14 protein-coding genes are annotated in these 14,754 nt (G+C 72.7%); 3 read left to right on the top strand and 11 right to left on the bottom strand.

Annotated elements, in window-relative coordinates; genetic code table 11:
• The first annotated feature begins 38 nt into the window (after positions 1-38).
• A complete protein-coding gene (locus ACFO3J_RS08295; protein WP_386427644.1) occupies positions 39-1,412 on the top strand; it encodes a dipeptidase in 1,374 nt (457 codons plus the stop codon).
• Positions 1,413-1,643: 231 nt separating this feature from the next.
• On the opposite strand, the gene ACFO3J_RS08290 is transcribed toward ACFO3J_RS08295, so the two are convergent.
• Together ACFO3J_RS08290 and ACFO3J_RS08285 are read right to left on the bottom strand one after the other, a co-directional pair.
• Positions 1,644-2,678: an NUDIX hydrolase gene (locus ACFO3J_RS08290; protein WP_386427643.1), complete on the bottom strand. Its 1,035-nt coding sequence runs from the start codon at positions 2,676-2,678 to the stop codon at positions 1,644-1,646.
• A gap of 286 nt (positions 2,679-2,964) precedes the next feature.
• Positions 2,965-3,939, bottom strand: a complete 975-nt coding sequence (locus ACFO3J_RS08285; protein WP_386427642.1) for an ROK family protein — start codon at positions 3,937-3,939, stop codon at positions 2,965-2,967.
• Positions 3,940-4,203: 264 nt separating this feature from the next.
• Between ACFO3J_RS08285 and ACFO3J_RS08280 the strand changes: the two genes are divergently transcribed.
• Positions 4,204-5,190, top strand: a complete 987-nt coding sequence (locus ACFO3J_RS08280) for a LacI family DNA-binding transcriptional regulator (RefSeq protein ID WP_386427813.1) — start codon at positions 4,204-4,206, stop codon at positions 5,188-5,190.
• A 57-nt stretch (positions 5,191-5,247) separates the two neighbouring features.
• On the opposite strand, the gene ACFO3J_RS08275 is transcribed toward ACFO3J_RS08280, so the two are convergent.
• From ACFO3J_RS08275 to ACFO3J_RS08255, 5 genes are all read right to left on the bottom strand, one after another.
• A complete protein-coding gene (locus ACFO3J_RS08275; RefSeq protein ID WP_386427640.1) occupies positions 5,248-6,504 on the bottom strand; it encodes a DUF6986 family protein in 1,257 nt (418 codons plus the stop codon).
• A 201-nt stretch (positions 6,505-6,705) separates the two neighbouring features.
• The gene (locus tag ACFO3J_RS08270; protein WP_386427638.1) at positions 6,706-7,668 is read right to left on the bottom strand and encodes an electron transfer flavoprotein subunit alpha/FixB family protein; all 963 of its coding nucleotides are present in this window, start codon (positions 7,666-7,668) and stop codon (positions 6,706-6,708) included.
• Positions 7,669-7,804: 136 nt separating this feature from the next.
• A complete protein-coding gene (locus ACFO3J_RS08265; RefSeq protein WP_386427636.1) occupies positions 7,805-8,590 on the bottom strand; it encodes an electron transfer flavoprotein subunit beta/FixA family protein in 786 nt (261 codons plus the stop codon).
• Positions 8,591-8,868: 278 nt separating this feature from the next.
• Positions 8,869-9,396, bottom strand: a complete 528-nt coding sequence (locus ACFO3J_RS08260) for a flavin reductase family protein (RefSeq protein WP_386427635.1) — start codon at positions 9,394-9,396, stop codon at positions 8,869-8,871.
• 223 nt (positions 9,397-9,619) lie between these two features.
• Positions 9,620-10,042, bottom strand: coding sequence for a TlpA family protein disulfide reductase (locus tag ACFO3J_RS08255; protein ID WP_386427633.1), 423 nt, complete (start codon positions 10,040-10,042; stop codon positions 9,620-9,622).
• Positions 10,043-10,223: 181 nt separating this feature from the next.
• Between ACFO3J_RS08255 and ACFO3J_RS08250 the strand changes: the two genes are divergently transcribed.
• Positions 10,224-10,634, top strand: coding sequence for a DUF4395 domain-containing protein (locus ACFO3J_RS08250; RefSeq protein WP_386427631.1), 411 nt, complete (start codon positions 10,224-10,226; stop codon positions 10,632-10,634).
• 42 nt (positions 10,635-10,676) lie between these two features.
• Here the strand turns inward: ACFO3J_RS08250 and ACFO3J_RS08245 are convergent, their stop codons facing one another.
• The 4 genes from ACFO3J_RS08245 to ACFO3J_RS08230 all read right to left on the bottom strand — a co-directional run bounded on the left by ACFO3J_RS08245 (position 10,677) and on the right by ACFO3J_RS08230 (position 14,569).
• The gene (locus ACFO3J_RS08245; RefSeq protein ID WP_386427629.1) at positions 10,677-11,252 is read right to left on the bottom strand and encodes a transglutaminase-like domain-containing protein; all 576 of its coding nucleotides are present in this window, start codon (positions 11,250-11,252) and stop codon (positions 10,677-10,679) included.
• A 64-nt stretch (positions 11,253-11,316) separates the two neighbouring features.
• Positions 11,317-12,411, bottom strand: a complete 1,095-nt coding sequence (locus ACFO3J_RS08240; protein WP_386427628.1) for a threonine aldolase family protein — start codon at positions 12,409-12,411, stop codon at positions 11,317-11,319.
• Positions 12,390-13,148 carry an SDR family NAD(P)-dependent oxidoreductase gene (locus ACFO3J_RS08235; protein ID WP_386427626.1) on the bottom strand — a complete coding sequence of 253 codons (759 nt, stop codon included), beginning with the start codon at positions 13,146-13,148 and terminating at the stop codon, positions 12,390-12,392. The genes ACFO3J_RS08240 and ACFO3J_RS08235 overlap by 22 nt, the downstream gene beginning before the upstream one ends.
• A gap of 23 nt (positions 13,149-13,171) precedes the next feature.
• Positions 13,172-14,569, bottom strand: a complete 1,398-nt coding sequence (locus ACFO3J_RS08230) for a DUF6421 family protein (protein ID WP_386427624.1) — start codon at positions 14,567-14,569, stop codon at positions 13,172-13,174.
• Positions 14,570-14,754: the final 185 nt, after the last annotated feature.

The raw sequence follows: 14,754 nt of genomic DNA, 5'->3' as shown, positions 1-14,754 counted from the left end.
GGCCGCAAGATTTCCGCCCGTCCCTGCTAGGAGTCCTCATGTCCTCCGTTCCGCTCTCCGACACCGTGGCGTCGCTGATTCCCCGTGCCCGGGCCGAGCTGGCCGAGCTGGTGGCGTTCGCCTCGGTGGCCGATGTGCGCCAGTTCCCCAGGAGTGAGTGCGAGAAGGCCGCCGCCTGGGTGGCGGACGCCCTGCGCCGGGAAGACTTCCGGGACGTGGCGCTGCTCGACACCCCCGACGGCACGCAGTCGGTGTACGGCTACCTGCCGGGCCCGCCCGACGCGCCGACGGTCCTGCTGTACGCGCATTACGACGTGCAGCCGCCGCTGGACGAGTCGCGGTGGCTGTCGCCGCCTTTCGAGCTGACCGAGCGCGAAGGCCGCTGGTACGGGCGCGGTGCGGCGGACTGCAAGGGCGGCCTGCTGATGCACCTGACCGCGTTGCGGGCGCTCAAGGCCAACGGCGGGTTGCCGGTCAGCGTCAAGGTGATCGTGGAGGGTTCCGAGGAGCAGGGCACCGGCGGTCTTCAGCGGTATGCCGAGCAGCACCCGGAACTGCTGAACGCGGACACCATCGTGATCGGCGACTCCGGGAACTTCCGGATGGGGCTTCCCACCGTGACCGCGTCGCTGCGCGGCATGGTGGTGATGGACGTGCGGGTCAGCACGCTGGAGGGCAATCTGCACTCCGGCCAGTTCGGCGGAGTGGCGCCCGACGCGCTGGCCGCGCTGATCAGGATGCTGTCCTCGCTGCGGGACGAGACCGGCGCGACCACCGTAGACGGGCTGAGCGGCGACGGCCGGTGGCCCGGGCTGACCTATGAGGAGTCGGACTTCCGGCGCGACGCGAAGGTACTGCCCGGGGTGGAGCTCGTGGGTACCGGCACGGTCGGAGACCGGCTGTGGGCCCGCCCGTCGGTGACGGTGCTCGGCATCGACGCGCCGCCGGTGGTGGGCGCCACCCCCTCCGTGCAGTCGACGGCCGGCGCGCTGGTCAGCCTGCGCGTCCCGGCGGGCATCGACGCCGACCGGGCCGCCGAGGCGCTGAACGCCCACCTCAGGTCGGCTGCGCCCTGGGGAGCCCGGGTGGAGGTGAAGCAGCACGGCATCGGCCAGCCGTTCGCGGCCGACACCAGCAGCCCGGCGTACGAGGCGATGGCCGAGGCGATGCGGGAGGCGTACGGCAAGGACATGGCGGTGGCCGGACAGGGCGGCTCGATCCCGCTGTGCAACACGCTGGCCGGCCTCTACCCCCGTGCGGAGATCCTGCTGGTCGGGCTGAGCGGCCCGGACGCCCAGATCCACGCGGTCAACGAGAGCCTGTCCCCGCGCGAGTTCGAGCTGATGTCGCTGACCGAGGCGCTGTTCCTGCGGCGTTACGCGGTGTCGCAGTCCGCGGGCCTCGGCGTCTGAGCGGCTGCCGCGACCGGGCCCCGGCGTCCGGCCGTGCCGCCCGCTTCCGTCGCCGGACGCCCGGTCGGCGGGAACGGGCGGCGGGAACGGGCGGGGCGGACGGACACGGAAGCGGGCGGCACGCGGACTGGTGCGGCCCGGGGCCGCCGGGCCGTGGTGGGCACCCGGCCCCGGCCGGGAAGTCGGTGATCGGCGGTCGGCACGCGGTGACGGGTCAGGGGGCGTCGGGCATCAGCCGGCCGGCCGGCCCGCTTCGAGGTTGAGTGGGCGGCCCTGCTCGCGGGCCCGCAGGGCCCAGCGCAGGCGGTCCAGCCGCAGGGGCGGCAGAAGGCCGGCCGCCTCGTCCTCGGTGACGAACCGCCAGCCGCGCAGTTCGGCGTCCGGCAGCAGCAGCCGGGCGATGTCCGAGCCGGGCAGCCGGCCGCCGTCGAAGATCAGCCGGAGGCCGCCGTGGCCCGGCGGCTGGGGCGGTTCCCAGTCCACCACGAGGAGTTCGAGACTCCGGCCGAGTTCGATGCCGAGTTCTTCGGCCACCTCGCGGTGACCGGCCCTGGCCGGCGACTCACCGCGCTCGACGATGCCGCCGGGGAATTCCCAGCCGGGCTTGTAGGTGGGATCGACGAGCAGCACCCGGTCCTCCTCGTCGAAGAGCAGCACCCCGGCGGCCACGGTCTCGGCGCGCGGCTCCGGGGTCTGAACGATGCCGCAGGCCCCCGCGCCGCGGCGGACCGCCTCGGCCACCGCCACAGCGGTCTGCCGGGCGGTCAGTCCGGCGGTGGGCAGTACATACGCGTCCGGTGTCAGCCAGGTCAGCGCCTGGTGGTAGTCGGCGATCCGGTCCAGTGCCCAGCGACGGGCGATCTCGTCGGCCCGCGCGTCGCCGGGAGTCGTGCGGCGGGCCTCGATCCGCTCCCGCAGGATCGTTTCTCCTGGCTCCAGCAGCACATGCCTGACCTCGATGCCGCGGGCGGCCAGGGCGCCGAAGATCTCGTCGCGGTGGTCCTGCCGCAGCAGGGTCATCGGGGTGATCAGCACCCCGCCCACCTCGTTCAGCAGCGCCGCCGCGGTCTCCACCACCATGCGGCGCCAGATGGGGAGTTGCTGGTATTCGGTGACTTCCTGGAGCTGTTTCTCGGGCAGCAGATGGCGTAGACAGCCGCCGAGGACCTCGGGCTCGTACAGGGTGCTTGCCGGTATCAGGTCAAGCATTTCGCGTGCCGCGTCGGTCTTGCCCGCGCCGAACGCCCCGTTCACCCAGATGATCACGGTGCCCCCTTCTCCGTAGACCCCTACGAATTGCCCGGATCATCGACCCCGGCAAACGCGCCGACCCACCCGGCGCCGCCGCCGACCTGCCCGGGGCCCGGCCGGCGGCGCGCCCAGGGGACGGCGGGGCGGAGGGGAGCGGCCGACGCGGGCCCCCGCCGGGCCGCCGCCCGCCGGGTGGCGGGCGGACGGACCGGGGAGGCGAGCAGGTCGGGCCGCGCCGGAGCGCGGGGCGCCGGTGGGACGGGCTCCGGTGCGGAGCCCCCGGAACCCCGGCCGGCCGGGCCTACCCCACCGACGTGAACGACTCCAGTCGCAGCGCGTGCCCCGCGGCTGCCGCCGCGCCCACCAGGCCCGCGTCCGTGCCGAGTTTCGCGGGGACGACTTCGACGCCGGCCGCGAAGGAGAGGGTCGCGTAGCGGGTGAGGTGCTCCCGCAGTGGGTCGAAGAGCAGGGGGCCCGCGTTGGCGACGCCGCCGCCGATGACGGCGACATGGATCTCGACGAGGGTCGCGGTGGCCGCGATACCGGCCGCGAGGGCCTGGGCGGCGCGGTCGAAGGAGGCGAGGGCGAGCGGGTCGCCGGCGCGGGCCGAGGTGGCGACGGCGGCGGCTGTCGGGAAAGTACCCGCGGGGGGCCGCCAGCCGGAATCGACGGCGCGGCGGGCGATGTTGGGCCCGCTGGCGATCCGTTCGACGCAGCCGCGCGACCCGCAGGGGCACAGGTCGCCGTCGAGGTCCACGCTGATGTGCCCGATATGGCCGGCGTTGCCGGTGGGGCCGGGCAGCAGCGTGCCGCCCAGCACCAGGCCGCCGCCCACGCCGGTGGAGACGACCATGCACAGCGCGTTGTCGTAGCCGCGGGCCGCGCCCTGCCAGTGCTCGGCCGCGGTCATCGCCACCCCGTCGCCGGTGAGCACGACGGGGAGGCCGCCGCCGGCCGCCTCGGCGACCCGGGGCACGAGCGGGAAGTCACGCCAGCCGGGCACGTTGACCGGGCTGACCGTGCCATGGGCCGCGTCCACCGGGCCGGCGCTGCCGATGCCGACCGCGACCGCCGCCGGCCACCGGGGATCGGCCCGCAGTTCGGCCACCACCTCGGCGACCGCCCGCATGACCGTCTCGCCGTCCTCCCCGGCGGGGGTCGGCCGCCGGGCCCGGGACACCAGTTGCCCGTCCGCGTCCACGAGCGCCCCGGCGATCTTCGTACCGCCGATGTCCAGTGCGGCCACGAGTGGACCGGTCGCGCCGAAGGGGTGCATCGCTCGGGGGTCTCCCTCTTGTCGTTCGCCACGTTGTCGTCGTGTCGTCGTGTCGTTGATGTCGGTCGTTGGTGTCGGCGTTGCCGGTCGTTCGCCGAGGCCCGTCGGGGCATGGGCGCCGCCACGGGGCGGCTTTCGTCCGCGGGGTTCCGCGAAAGCGGTCCCGGGGGTAGTCTCGCTTAGCTCTGACAACGTTGTCCATCTCTTGCCGCAGGGAATACTACGACGGTGACCCACACTCCTGGCCGTACACCCCGGCCCACCATGAAGGATGTCGCCGCCAGAGCGGGCGTAGGCCTCAAGACGGTCTCCCGCGTGGTCAACGAGGAAGCGGGCGTCACACCCGACACGGTGGCCCGGGTGCAGGCCGCGATCGACGCGCTGGGCTTCCGGCGCAACGACAGCGCGCGGCTGCTGCGGACCCGGCGCACCGCCAGCGTCGGGCTGGTGCTGGAGGATCTCGCGGACCCCTTCTACGCGTCGCTGAGCCGCGCGGTGGAGGATGTCGCCCGGGCGCACGGGGCACTGCTGTTCACCGGGTCCAGCGCCGAGGACCCGCGGCGCGAGAAGGAGTTGGTGCTGGCCTTCTGCGCCCGCCGGGTGGACGGCCTGGTGGTGGTGCCGGCCTCGGACGACCACCGCTATCTGAGCTCGGAGATCGAGGCGGGCGTGGCCACCGTCTTCGTGGACCGGCCGGCTGGCGCACTGGACGCCGACGTGGTGCTCACCGACAACGCGGGCGGCACCCGGGAGGGCGTGGCGCATCTGATCGCCCACGGCCACCGCAGGATCGGCTTCATCGGCGACCAGCAGGGCATCCACACCGCGGCGGAGCGGCTGCGCGGCTACCACGAGGCGATGGAGGACGCGGGGCTGCCGGTGCGGCCCGAGTGGTGGACGATGGGGCCGACCGCCCCGGAGCGGGTCAGGGCCGCGCTGGATGTGATGCTGTCCGGGCCCGAGCGGGTGACCGCGCTCTTCGCCGGCAACAACCGGGTCACCGTCACCGCGGTACGGGTGCTGTCCGGTCTGTCCCGCCCGGTCGCGCTCGTGGGCTTCGACGACTTCGAACTCGCCGATCTGCTCAACCCCCCGGTGACCGTGGTGGCCCAGGACGCGCCCGGCATCGGCCGCAGCGCCGCCCAGCTGCTCTTCCGCCGGCTCGACGGCATCGTCTCCGACGAGCCGACCCGGATCGAGCTCCCGGCCCGCCTGATCCCGCGCGGCTCCGGCGAGATCCCGCCCTCCTGAGACCGCGCCCGTCGTGTCGGCCGGGACGCCCCCGCGGACCCGCCCCGCCCGCACCCGCTATCTCCCGGTCGGCCGAGCCAGCGCGTCCAGCTCCTGCCGGGTCAGGCCGGTCCGCTCCGTCACCTCCGCCGGGTCCACCGCGCCGCAGTCCAGCCCCCGCACCAGATAACCGCTGAGCGCGCGGGCGGTGGCGGGCTCGTCCATCACCTCGCCGCCGGCCCTCGCCAGGTAGCCGGCCAGCCGGGCCGCGGCGGCGTCCAGTCCTTCCCGGTAGAAGGCGTAGGTGGCGGCGTAGCGCGTCGGCAACTGGGCCGGGTGCATGTCCCAGCCCTGGTAGTAGGCGCGGGCCAGCGACCGGCGGACCAGGCCGTAGTGCAGCCGCCAGGCGTCGTGCACCCGGTCGGTCGGGCCGACCGGCAGCACATTGGTCGACCCGTCGCTGAGCCGTACCCCGGTGCCGGCGGCGGCCACCTGCATGACGGCCTTGGCGTGGTCGGCGGCCGGGTGGTCCAGGGACTGGTAGGCCGCGCCGATCCCGCAGGCCGCGCTGTAGTCGAAGGTGCCGTAGTGCAGCCCGGTGGCGCGGCCGGCGGCGGCGTCGATCAGCCGGGGCACGGTGCCGAGCCCGTCCGGGCCGAGGATCGCCTGGGTGGTCTCGATCTGGATCTCGAAGCCGATCCGGCCGGCCGGCAGCCCGGCGGCCCGCTCGAACTCCTCGCACAGCCGGACCATCGCCGTCACCTGCGCGGGGAAGGTGACCTTGGGCAGCGTCAGCGTCAGCCCGGCCGGCAGGCCGCCGCCGTCGAGCAGCGCGGTCAGGAAGAGGTCCAGGGTGCGGATGCCGCGGTCGCGTACGGCGGCCTCCATGCACTTCATCCGGATGCCGATGCGGGGCGGCGCCGTCCCGTCGGCGACCGTCGCCGTCACGGTACGGGCGGCGGCGAGCGCGGCGGCGTCCTCCTCGGCGTCCGGACGGGGCCCGTAGCCGTCCTCGAAGTCGATCCGCAGATCCTCGACCGGCTCGCGGCGCAGTTTGGCCCGCACCCGGTCGTACACCTCGGCGGCGAGGCCCGCGGGCAGCTCCAGCACGGCGGCGAGCGCGGCGGCGTCCGGGGCGTGGGTGTCGAGCGCGGCCAGCGCCTGGTCCCCCCACGCGCGTACGGTCCCGGCGGAGAAGGCGTCGGCGGGGACGTAGACGGTGTGCACGGGCTGGCGGGTACCGGGGTCGCCGGGGTAGCGGCGGGCGAGTTCGGCGTCGGTGGCGGCGAGTTCGGCGCCGATCAGGGTGCGTACCGCGTCTGCCAGTGTCGTCACGGCCGCCATCAGCACCCTCTCGCTTCAACAGAACGTTGAAGCGAAATTAGCCGGGCGGCCCGCGCGGGTCAACAGGGCGACCATGGGGCCCGGCCGAGCCGCCGGCCGCCGTCGAAGACCCCCGAGTTCCGGCGCCGGGAGGACGACGACGGCCCCCGCCCGCCCGGTGGGGCGTGCGGGGGCCGTGCCGGGGTGCGGGGGTCAGCCCTTGCGGGCCTTGACCTCCTCGGTGAGCTGCGGGACGACCTTGAACAGGTCGCCGACCACGCCGTAGTCGACGAGGTCGAAGATCGGGGCCTCGGCGTCCTTGTTGACGGCCACGATGGTCTTCGAGGTCTGCATACCGGCCCGGTGCTGGATCGCGCCCGAGATGCCGTTGGCGATGTAGAGCTGCGGCGACACCGACTTGCCGGTCTGGCCGACCTGGTTGCTGTGCGGGTACCACCCGGCGTCCACCGCGGCGCGGGAGGCGCCGACCGCCGCGCCGAGGGAGTCGGCCAGCTGCTCGATGACCGAGAAGTTCTCGGCGCTGTTGACGCCCCGGCCGCCGGAGACCACGATCGCGGCCTCGGTCAGCTCCGGGCGCCCGCTGGCCTTGCGCTCGGTGCGCCGCACGACCTTGGTGCCGGTGGCCAGTTCGCCGAAGGTCACGGTGAGCTGTTCGACGGTACCGGCCGCCGGGGCCGCCTCGACCGGAGCCGAGTTGGGCTTGACGGTGATCACCGCGACGCCCTTGCTGACCCGTGACCTGGTGGTGAAGGCGGCGGCGAACACCGACTGGGTGACGACCGGGCCCTGGTCGCCGGCCGCCACGTCCACGGCGTCGGTGATGATGCCGGAGCCGAGCCGCAGCGCCAGGCGGGCGGCGATCTCCTTGCCCTCGGCGGAGGACGGCACCAGCACGGCGACCGGGGAGGACGCCTTCGCGGCGGCCTCCAGGGCGTCGACCTTCGGTACGACCAGGTAGTCGGCGAACTCGGGCGCGTCGGCGGTGAGCACCTTGACCGCGCCGTGCTCGGCGAGCACCGGCGCGGCGGTGTCGGCGCCGGGACCGAGGTGGACGGCGACCGGCTCGCCGATACGGCGGGCCAGGGTGAGCAGTTCGAGGGTCGGCTTGCGGACGACACCGTCCGCGTGGTCGACGTAGACGAGGACTTCAGCCATGGGAATGCACTCCTGCGAAAGGTCTGCGGGACGGGGGCGGGTCGCGGACCGGGTGGCCGCCGGCCGTCCCGGCGAAGGGGACGGGGCGGCGGGACCGGACGCGGCCGGTGGGGCTTGTACGCGGCCGGACGGCGCGTCAGATGAACTTCTGCGCCGCCAGGAACTCCGCGAGCTGCTTGCCGCCCTCGCCCTCGTCCTTGACGATCGTGCCCGCGGTGCGCGGCGGGCGCGCGGTGGCGTCCTCCACGGCGGTCCAGGAGCCGCCGAGGCCGACCTCGGCCGGGTCGATGCCCAGGTCGGACAGGTCCAGCGACTCCAGCGGCTTCTTCTTCGCGGCCATGATGCCCTTGAAGGACGGGTAGCGGGCCTCGCCGGACTGGTCGGTGACCGAGACCAGCGCGGGCAGCGAGGCCTCCAGCTGCTCGCTGGCCACGTCCCCGTCGCGCCGGCCGGTGACCTTGCCGCCGGCCACCGAGACCTCGGAGAGCAGGGTGACCTGCGGGACGCCCAGCCGCTCGGCGAGCAGCGCGGGCAGTACACCCATGGTGCCGTCGGTCGAGGCCATCCCGGTCACGACCAGGTCGTAGCCGATGTGCTCGATCGCCTTGGCGAGCACCAGCGACGTGCCGATGACATCGGTGCCGTGCAGCGCGTCGTCCTCGACGTGGACACCCTTGGCGACGCCCATCTGGAGTGCCTTGAGCACCGCGCCCCTGGCGTCCGACGGGCCCACCGTGAGCGCGGTGACCTCGGCGTCGTCGGCGGCCTCGGCGATCTGCAGCGCCTGCTCCACCGCGTACTCGTCCAGCTCCGACAGCAGGCCGTCGACCGCGTCGCGGTCGGTGGTCAGGTCTTCGGCGAAGTGACGGTCACCCGTGGCGTCGGGCACATACTTCACTGCGACTACGATCCTCAAGCTCACGCCTGCTCTCCTACTGCTTCGTCCTGCACGTCTTCGTGAACTGCCCCCGGACACGGGCCGCCCGCCCGGTCCCGGAAGACCGGAGAGTCCGTACCTCGCCCCGTAACGGCAGCATAGGCGCCGGTGGGGGCAGCCCCCGGCCGGGGCACGGCAACTGCCCCGACCGATATATTACTCGTCAGTACACCGAGGTCTCGCCCCAACCGCAAGGTTCTCGCGGTGTGACCTGTCCGACTGCCTTCCCCCGGGCGCGGGCGCCGAACCCGAGGGACGGCCGGTCAGCTCGGCAGCCGGTGGAAGCCGCCCTCGTGGTAGAGCAGCGGGCCGCCGGGACCGTTCGGGTCGCCGGCCACCGCCCGGGCGATCACCAGCCGGTGGTCGCCGGCCGGCACCATGGCCTCCGTACGGCAGACCAGCCAGGCCGAGACGCTGTCGAGCAGCGGAACGCCGAAGGGTCCGGGCGACCAGACGGTGTGCGGTCCGAAGCGGTCGGCGCCGCTGCGGGCGAAGACGGCGGCCAGCGCCTCCTGGTGCTCGCCGAGTATGTGCACACCGACGTAGGAGGCGTCGGCGACGGTGGGCCAGCAGGAGGAGCCGACGCTGATGCCGAAGGAGAGCAGCGGCGGCTCGGCGGCGACCGAGGTCAGCGAGGTGGCGGTGAAGCCGACCGGTCCGGTGGCGCTCATCGCGGTGATCACGGCCACGCCCGCCGCGTGCCGTCGGAAGACGGAGCGGAAGAGCGCGGGGTCGAAGCCGGGTTCCCCGGCCTGGTCATGGGCGGAGCCCAGGTCGATCGTGGCGGTCACGTGACGTCCTTATGGGGCGAGCGGGCCTGCGGTGGGCGGGTCGAAGACGCTCAGCGGACCCGACAGCGCGCGCTGGAGTGACGCCCGAAGTCGACGTCGGCTCGCGTGTGCAGCATGGGGTCAAGGGACATAACGTCAGACTGACGATTCACGGTGCGTCTCGTCAAGAGGCCTCCCACCAGATGAAATGACCGTCACATCGCCCGCGCCGGCGTCTTCGGCGTCACACCGGTTCGACGGCGGCGCCCAGAGCCGCGATCACATCCGCGCGGCGCGGCTGACCGGCCGCCCGGCGCACGATCGCCCCGCCCGCGTCGAGCACCAGTACCGTCGGTGTCTTGAGGACGTTCAGCCGCCGGACGAGTTCCAGCCGCGCCTCGGCGTCCACTTCCACATGGCGGACACCCGGGACCATGCCCGCGACCTCGTCCAGCACCCGCCGGGTGGCCCGGCAGGGCGCGCAGAACGCGCTGGAGAACTGCACCAGTGTCGCCCGCTCCCCCAGCGGCCCGCCCAGATCCTCGGCGGTCAGCCGCTCGTCGCCGTCCTTCGCCCGCACCCGGACTCTCCCGTCCTTGCGCCGGTGGACGACGCCGTAGGCACTCGCGGCGGCGAGCACGGCCAGACACACGATCAGTCCTGTCATCGCCGTCTCCCGCCGTCCTCTCCCGTCGGTCCGGCCGGCGACCGCGCGGCCGGACGGGCTTGCCCCGAGTGTGTTCTGTCTCTGTTCAGTGTGTGCGACATACGTGATCGATTGCAGCGTTCATGCGACCGCAATGATTCCCGCGGGCCCGCGGACTCCGGCCTGCGCGATGATTCCAGCCATGGAGATCGATGTCCGAGGACCCCGTTTCGGTGCCGCCCTCACCACCGTGGTGCTGGCGGTCGCGCTGATCACGGGCAGCGGCTGGCTGCTGGCCGTACAGGCGGCGTTCTTCGCCGTCGGCGCCGCCGCCGGTGTGCAGAACTCGCCCTACGGCTGGGTGTTCCGCACTCTCGTCCGGCCCAGGATCGGACCGGCGCCGGCCACCGAGGACGCCGCGCCGCCGCGCTTCGCGCAGACCGTGGGACTGGTGTTCTCCGCGGTCGGCGTGATCGGCTACCTCGCGGGCCCGCAGTGGCTGGGTACGGCCGCCACCGCCTGCGCCCTGGCTGCCGCCTTTCTCAACGCGGCCTTCGCGTACTGCCTCGGCTGCGAGATGTACCTGCTGCTGAAGCGGGTCACCACGGCCTGAGCCGCGGCGTCCGGGTCGTCCGGCGCGTCCAGCGGCACCTTCTCAGGGCAGTTCGCCGGGCAGCACCAGCGCGTCGCGGTCGGCCGCGCCCCTCAGCGCGGTCAGCACGGAGGGCAGCGGCGCCGCGTGGACCACCCAGTGGTCCTGTTCGCCGAGTTCCGGACGGACCGGCCAGGCCAGCCGCTCCTCGTCGAGCGAGAAGCGCGCGTCGACGCCGGGCTTGTTGCCGCGCGGATCGAGTCGCGACCAGCGGACGCGGCCCGGCAGCAGCAGGGCGATCAGCCCGTGCAGCACCTCGAACCGCTGGTAGCACAGTCCGGCCGGGATGCCCTGGGCCCGCAGCAGCGCGGTCAGCGCGTGCGCCTTGGCGTGGCAGATGCCGGTGCGCCGCTCCAGCACGTCGGAGGCCCGCCAGGTGACCCGGCGGTCGCCGGAGTCGGCGGAGTGCGGGATGGTGTCGCGGACGTAGCCGAAGGCCGCCTCCGCATACTCATACGGTCCGGACCTGCCGATCCTCAGTTGGGCGGCGGTCCGCCGGACCAGCGGATGGTGGTGGTCGATGGCCTCGTCGGCGGCCAGATAGCGGGAAAGGTCGGTGGTCTCCGGGATCGGTTCCATGACGCCGACCCTAGAGAGCCACCGACCCTCCGTTCAATTCATTTACGGTCTATCGTATATCTATTCAGCTGGCGGCGAGTTCCTCGATGATCGCCGCCGCGAAGGCGTCGACATCCTGCTCGGTGGTGTCGAAGGCGCACATCCAGCGCACCTCGCCGGTGGACTCGTCCCAGAAGTAGAAGCGGAAGCGCTTCCGCAGCCGCTCGCCGACCTCGCGCGGCAGCACCGCGAAGACCGCGTTGGACTGTACCGGCCGCAGCACCTCGACCCCCTCGATCCGCCGCACCGCCTGATCCAGGCGGCGGGCCATCGCGTTGGCGTGGCGGGCGCTGCGCAGCCACAGGTCGCCGGAGAGCAGCGCCTCGAACTGCACCGAGACGAAGCGCATCTTGGAGGCCAGCTGCATGGTGCCCTTGCGCAGATACGGCAGGGCGCCTACGCGTTCCGGACTGAGTACGACCACGCACTCGCCGAACAGCAGTCCGTTCTTCGTACCGCCGAAGGACAGGATGTCCACGCCCGCCTCGGTGGTGAAGCGGGCCGGCGGCACGTCCAGGAAAGCGGCGGCGTTGGCGATCCGGGCGCCGTCCAGGTGCACCGCCATGCCCAGCTCATGGGCGTGGTCGCAGATCGCCTTGATCTCCTCGGGCGTGTAGCAGGTGCCGAGTTCGGTGGTCTGGGTGATCGAGACGACCTGCGGCTGCGCCCGGTGCTCGTCGGTGAAGCCGAACGCCTGCCGGTCGATCAGCTCGGGGGTGAGCTTGCCGTCCGGGGTGGGTACGGTGAGCAGCTTCAGGCCGCCGACCCGCTCGGGGGCGCCGCACTCGTCGGTGTTGATGTGCGCGGACTCGGCACAGATCACGCCGCCGAAGCGCTCGGTGACGGCCTGGAGGGAGATGACGTTGGCGCCGGTGCCGTTGAAGACCGGGAAGACCTCGGCGGCGGGGCCGAAGTGGCTTCGGAAGACCTCCTGGAGATGGGCGGTGTAGGCGTCCTCGCCGTAGGAGACCTGGTGGCCGCCGTTGGCGAGGGCGAGGGCGGTGAGGATCTCGGGGTGGACCCCCGCGTAGTTGTCACTGGCGAATCCGCGGACCTGCGGATCGTGACGCCGTACGGCGTCCGGGGTGAGCTGCTCGGTCAGGGTCGGGGCGTCAGCCACTGTCGGGTCCCGTTCACTTCCGTAGGGCTCCGGTTCCAGATGTCCGCGATGGCCTCGGCCAGGTCGTGGACATCGGTGAAGCCGGTGAATTTGGCGTTCGGGCGCTGGGCCCGCAGCTCATCGTGCACCAGCGCCTTGATCACCAGTACGGTGGCCGCCGCGGTGGGGCCCTGGTCACCGCTGAGTTTGCTGAAGGAGTCGCCCAGGGCCAGGGTCCAGGCCTCGGCGGCGGCCTTGGCCGCGGAGTAGGCGGCGTTGCCCGCCGTGGGGGTGCTGGCGCCGGCCGCGCTGATCAGCACATAGCGGCCGCCGGCACTGCGCATCAGGCCGTCGTGGAAGGCGAGCGAGGTGTGCTGGACGGTCCTGATCAGCAGATCGTGCAGCACGTCCCAGTCGGCGAGGTCCGTCTCGGGGAAGGACGCGGATCCGCGCCAGCCGCCCACCAGGTGCACCAGGCCGTCGACCCGGCCCTGGTCCTTCTCGATCCGGCCGGCCCAGTCCTCGGTGGCCTCCAGGTCCAGCAGATCCACGATCTCACCGGTGATGTCCGCGCCGCCGGCGTCGTAGCGCGCCGCGTCCACCGACTCGGCGAGCCGTTCCGGATCGGCGTCGGCGGCGATCACATGCCCGCCCGCGCGCGCCAGCCGCTGCAGGACGGCCCGTCCCGCCGGCCCGCCGGCGCCCGCCACCGCGATCACCGCACCGTCCAGACCACCGCTGTATGTGTCGGTCGTCATCTCCGCCTCCTCGCCCGCTCCGGTCACGCGGCGCTCCGCAGCGCGCTCTCGCCGGTGATGCCCTTGGTCGAGGCGATCACCTCGCGGAGCTTCTTCGCAAGTGCCTCGTAGAACATGCTGAGGGGAAACTCGTCCGGCAGCACGTCGTCCACCAGTTTGCGCGGCGGCAGTGTCAGGTCCAGGGCGTCCGGGCCCTTGGCCCAGACCGAGCCGGGATGCGGGGAGAGGTACTTCGCGACCAGGTCGTAGGCGGCGAACCAGTGCACCAGCTTGGGGCGGTCGATGCCGTCCCGGTAGAGCGTCTCGATCTCGGAGCAGAGCTGGTTGGTGATCCGCGGCGCGCGCTCCCAGTCGATGCGCAGCGTGTTGTCGGTCCAGCGCACGGCGTCGTGTTTGTGGAGGTAGGCGAAGAGCAGCTGGCCGCCGAGCCCGTCGTAGTTGCGGGTCCTGGCGCCGGTGACCGGGAAGCGGAAGAGCCGGTCGAACAGGATGGCGTACTGCACGCCCAGGCCCATCGGGTGGCCTTCGGCCTCCAGCGTGACGGCCTCCCGGAAGGAGGTCAGGTCGCAGCGCAGCTCCTCCAGGCCGTACATCCAGAACGGCGCCCGCTGCTTGATCATGAACGGGTCGAACGGCAGGTCGCCGTGGCTGTGGGTGCGGTCGTGGATCATGTCCCAGAGTACGAAGGTCTGCTCGGCCAGCTCCTGGTCCTCGACCAGCCGGGCGGCCCCCGCGGGCAGGTCGAGGCCCAGGGTGCCGACCGCGGCGGCGGTCACGGCACGGAAGCGGGCCGCCTCGCGGTCGCAGAAGATGGCGCCCCAGGTCCAGCGCTCGGGGGCCTCGCGGACGGCGACGGTCTCCGGGAAGAGCACCGCGGAGTTGGTGTCGTAGCCGGGGGTGAAGTCCTCGAAGGCGATCGGTACGAAGAGCTGGTTGTCGTAGCGGGTGCGCTCCAGCTCGGCGAGCCACTGCGGCCACACCACTCGCAGCACGACGGCTTCCAGATTGCGGTCCGGGTTGCCGTTCTGGGTGTACATCGGGAACACGACCAGGTGCTGGAGGCCGTCCCGGCGGTCCGCGGCGGGCTGGAAGGCCAGCAGCGAGTCGAGGAAGTCCGGTACGGCGAAGCCCCCCTCGGACCAGCGGCGCAGATCGGCCACCAGCGCCCGGTGGTAGGCGGCGTCGTGCGGGAGCAGCGGCGACAGTTGTCCGACCGCGTCCATCACCCGCCCGACGGTGCGGACCGCGTCGTCCCGGCCGGGCGCGTCCTCGGCGTCGAAGTCGATGGAGCCGTCCTTGAGCTGCCAGGGCCTGATGGCTTCGACGGCCTGCTTCAGCACCGCCCACTGGGGATGACCGGTGACGTCTGCGCCGGACATACTGCTCCCGTCCACCGCACGCGGCGAAAGAACTTCGGTCATGACCCCACCTCCACGAGAGAACCTGTCGTCAAGACACCGTATCCAGGTCGTAGGCAGCGCATCAAGACGGCAAGACGCCGATCCTCCCGCCGCATGCTCTCCTCGCCGCTGATTTTCCGGCCCGTTTACCGAATGGGTCATTAAAAGTTGCATCCGGCGGCGTTTGACGCATGGGCCCTCAGCTC

The sequence above is a fragment of the Streptomyces polygonati genome (assembly GCF_042650325.1).
GTDB lineage: Bacteria > Actinomycetota > Actinomycetes > Streptomycetales > Streptomycetaceae > Actinacidiphila > Actinacidiphila polygonati.
This window is presented reverse-complemented; position numbering and strand designations above follow the sequence as displayed.

What these genes read in the sequence shown, in the direction of transcription:
- ACFO3J_RS08295 (WP_386427644.1), top strand. Translation starts at nt 39, where the DNA reads ATGTCCTCCGTTCCGCTCTCCGACACCGTGGCGTCGCTGATTCCCCGT.
- ACFO3J_RS08285 (WP_386427642.1), bottom strand. Translation starts at nt 3,939, where the DNA reads ATGCACCCCTTCGGCGCGACCGGTCCACTCGTGGCCGCACTGGACATC.
- ACFO3J_RS08280 (WP_386427813.1), top strand. Translation starts at nt 4,204, where the DNA reads ATGAAGGATGTCGCCGCCAGAGCGGGCGTAGGCCTCAAGACGGTCTCC.
- ACFO3J_RS08270 (WP_386427638.1), bottom strand. Translation starts at nt 7,668, where the DNA reads ATGGCTGAAGTCCTCGTCTACGTCGACCACGCGGACGGTGTCGTCCGC.
- ACFO3J_RS08255 (WP_386427633.1), bottom strand. Translation starts at nt 10,042, where the DNA reads ATGACAGGACTGATCGTGTGTCTGGCCGTGCTCGCCGCCGCGAGTGCC.
- ACFO3J_RS08250 (WP_386427631.1), top strand. Translation starts at nt 10,224, where the DNA reads ATGGAGATCGATGTCCGAGGACCCCGTTTCGGTGCCGCCCTCACCACC.
- ACFO3J_RS08245 (WP_386427629.1), bottom strand. Translation starts at nt 11,252, where the DNA reads ATGGAACCGATCCCGGAGACCACCGACCTTTCCCGCTATCTGGCCGCC.
- ACFO3J_RS08235 (WP_386427626.1), bottom strand. Translation starts at nt 13,148, where the DNA reads ATGACGACCGACACATACAGCGGTGGTCTGGACGGTGCGGTGATCGCG.
- ACFO3J_RS08230 (WP_386427624.1), bottom strand. Translation starts at nt 14,569, where the DNA reads ATGACCGAAGTTCTTTCGCCGCGTGCGGTGGACGGGAGCAGTATGTCC.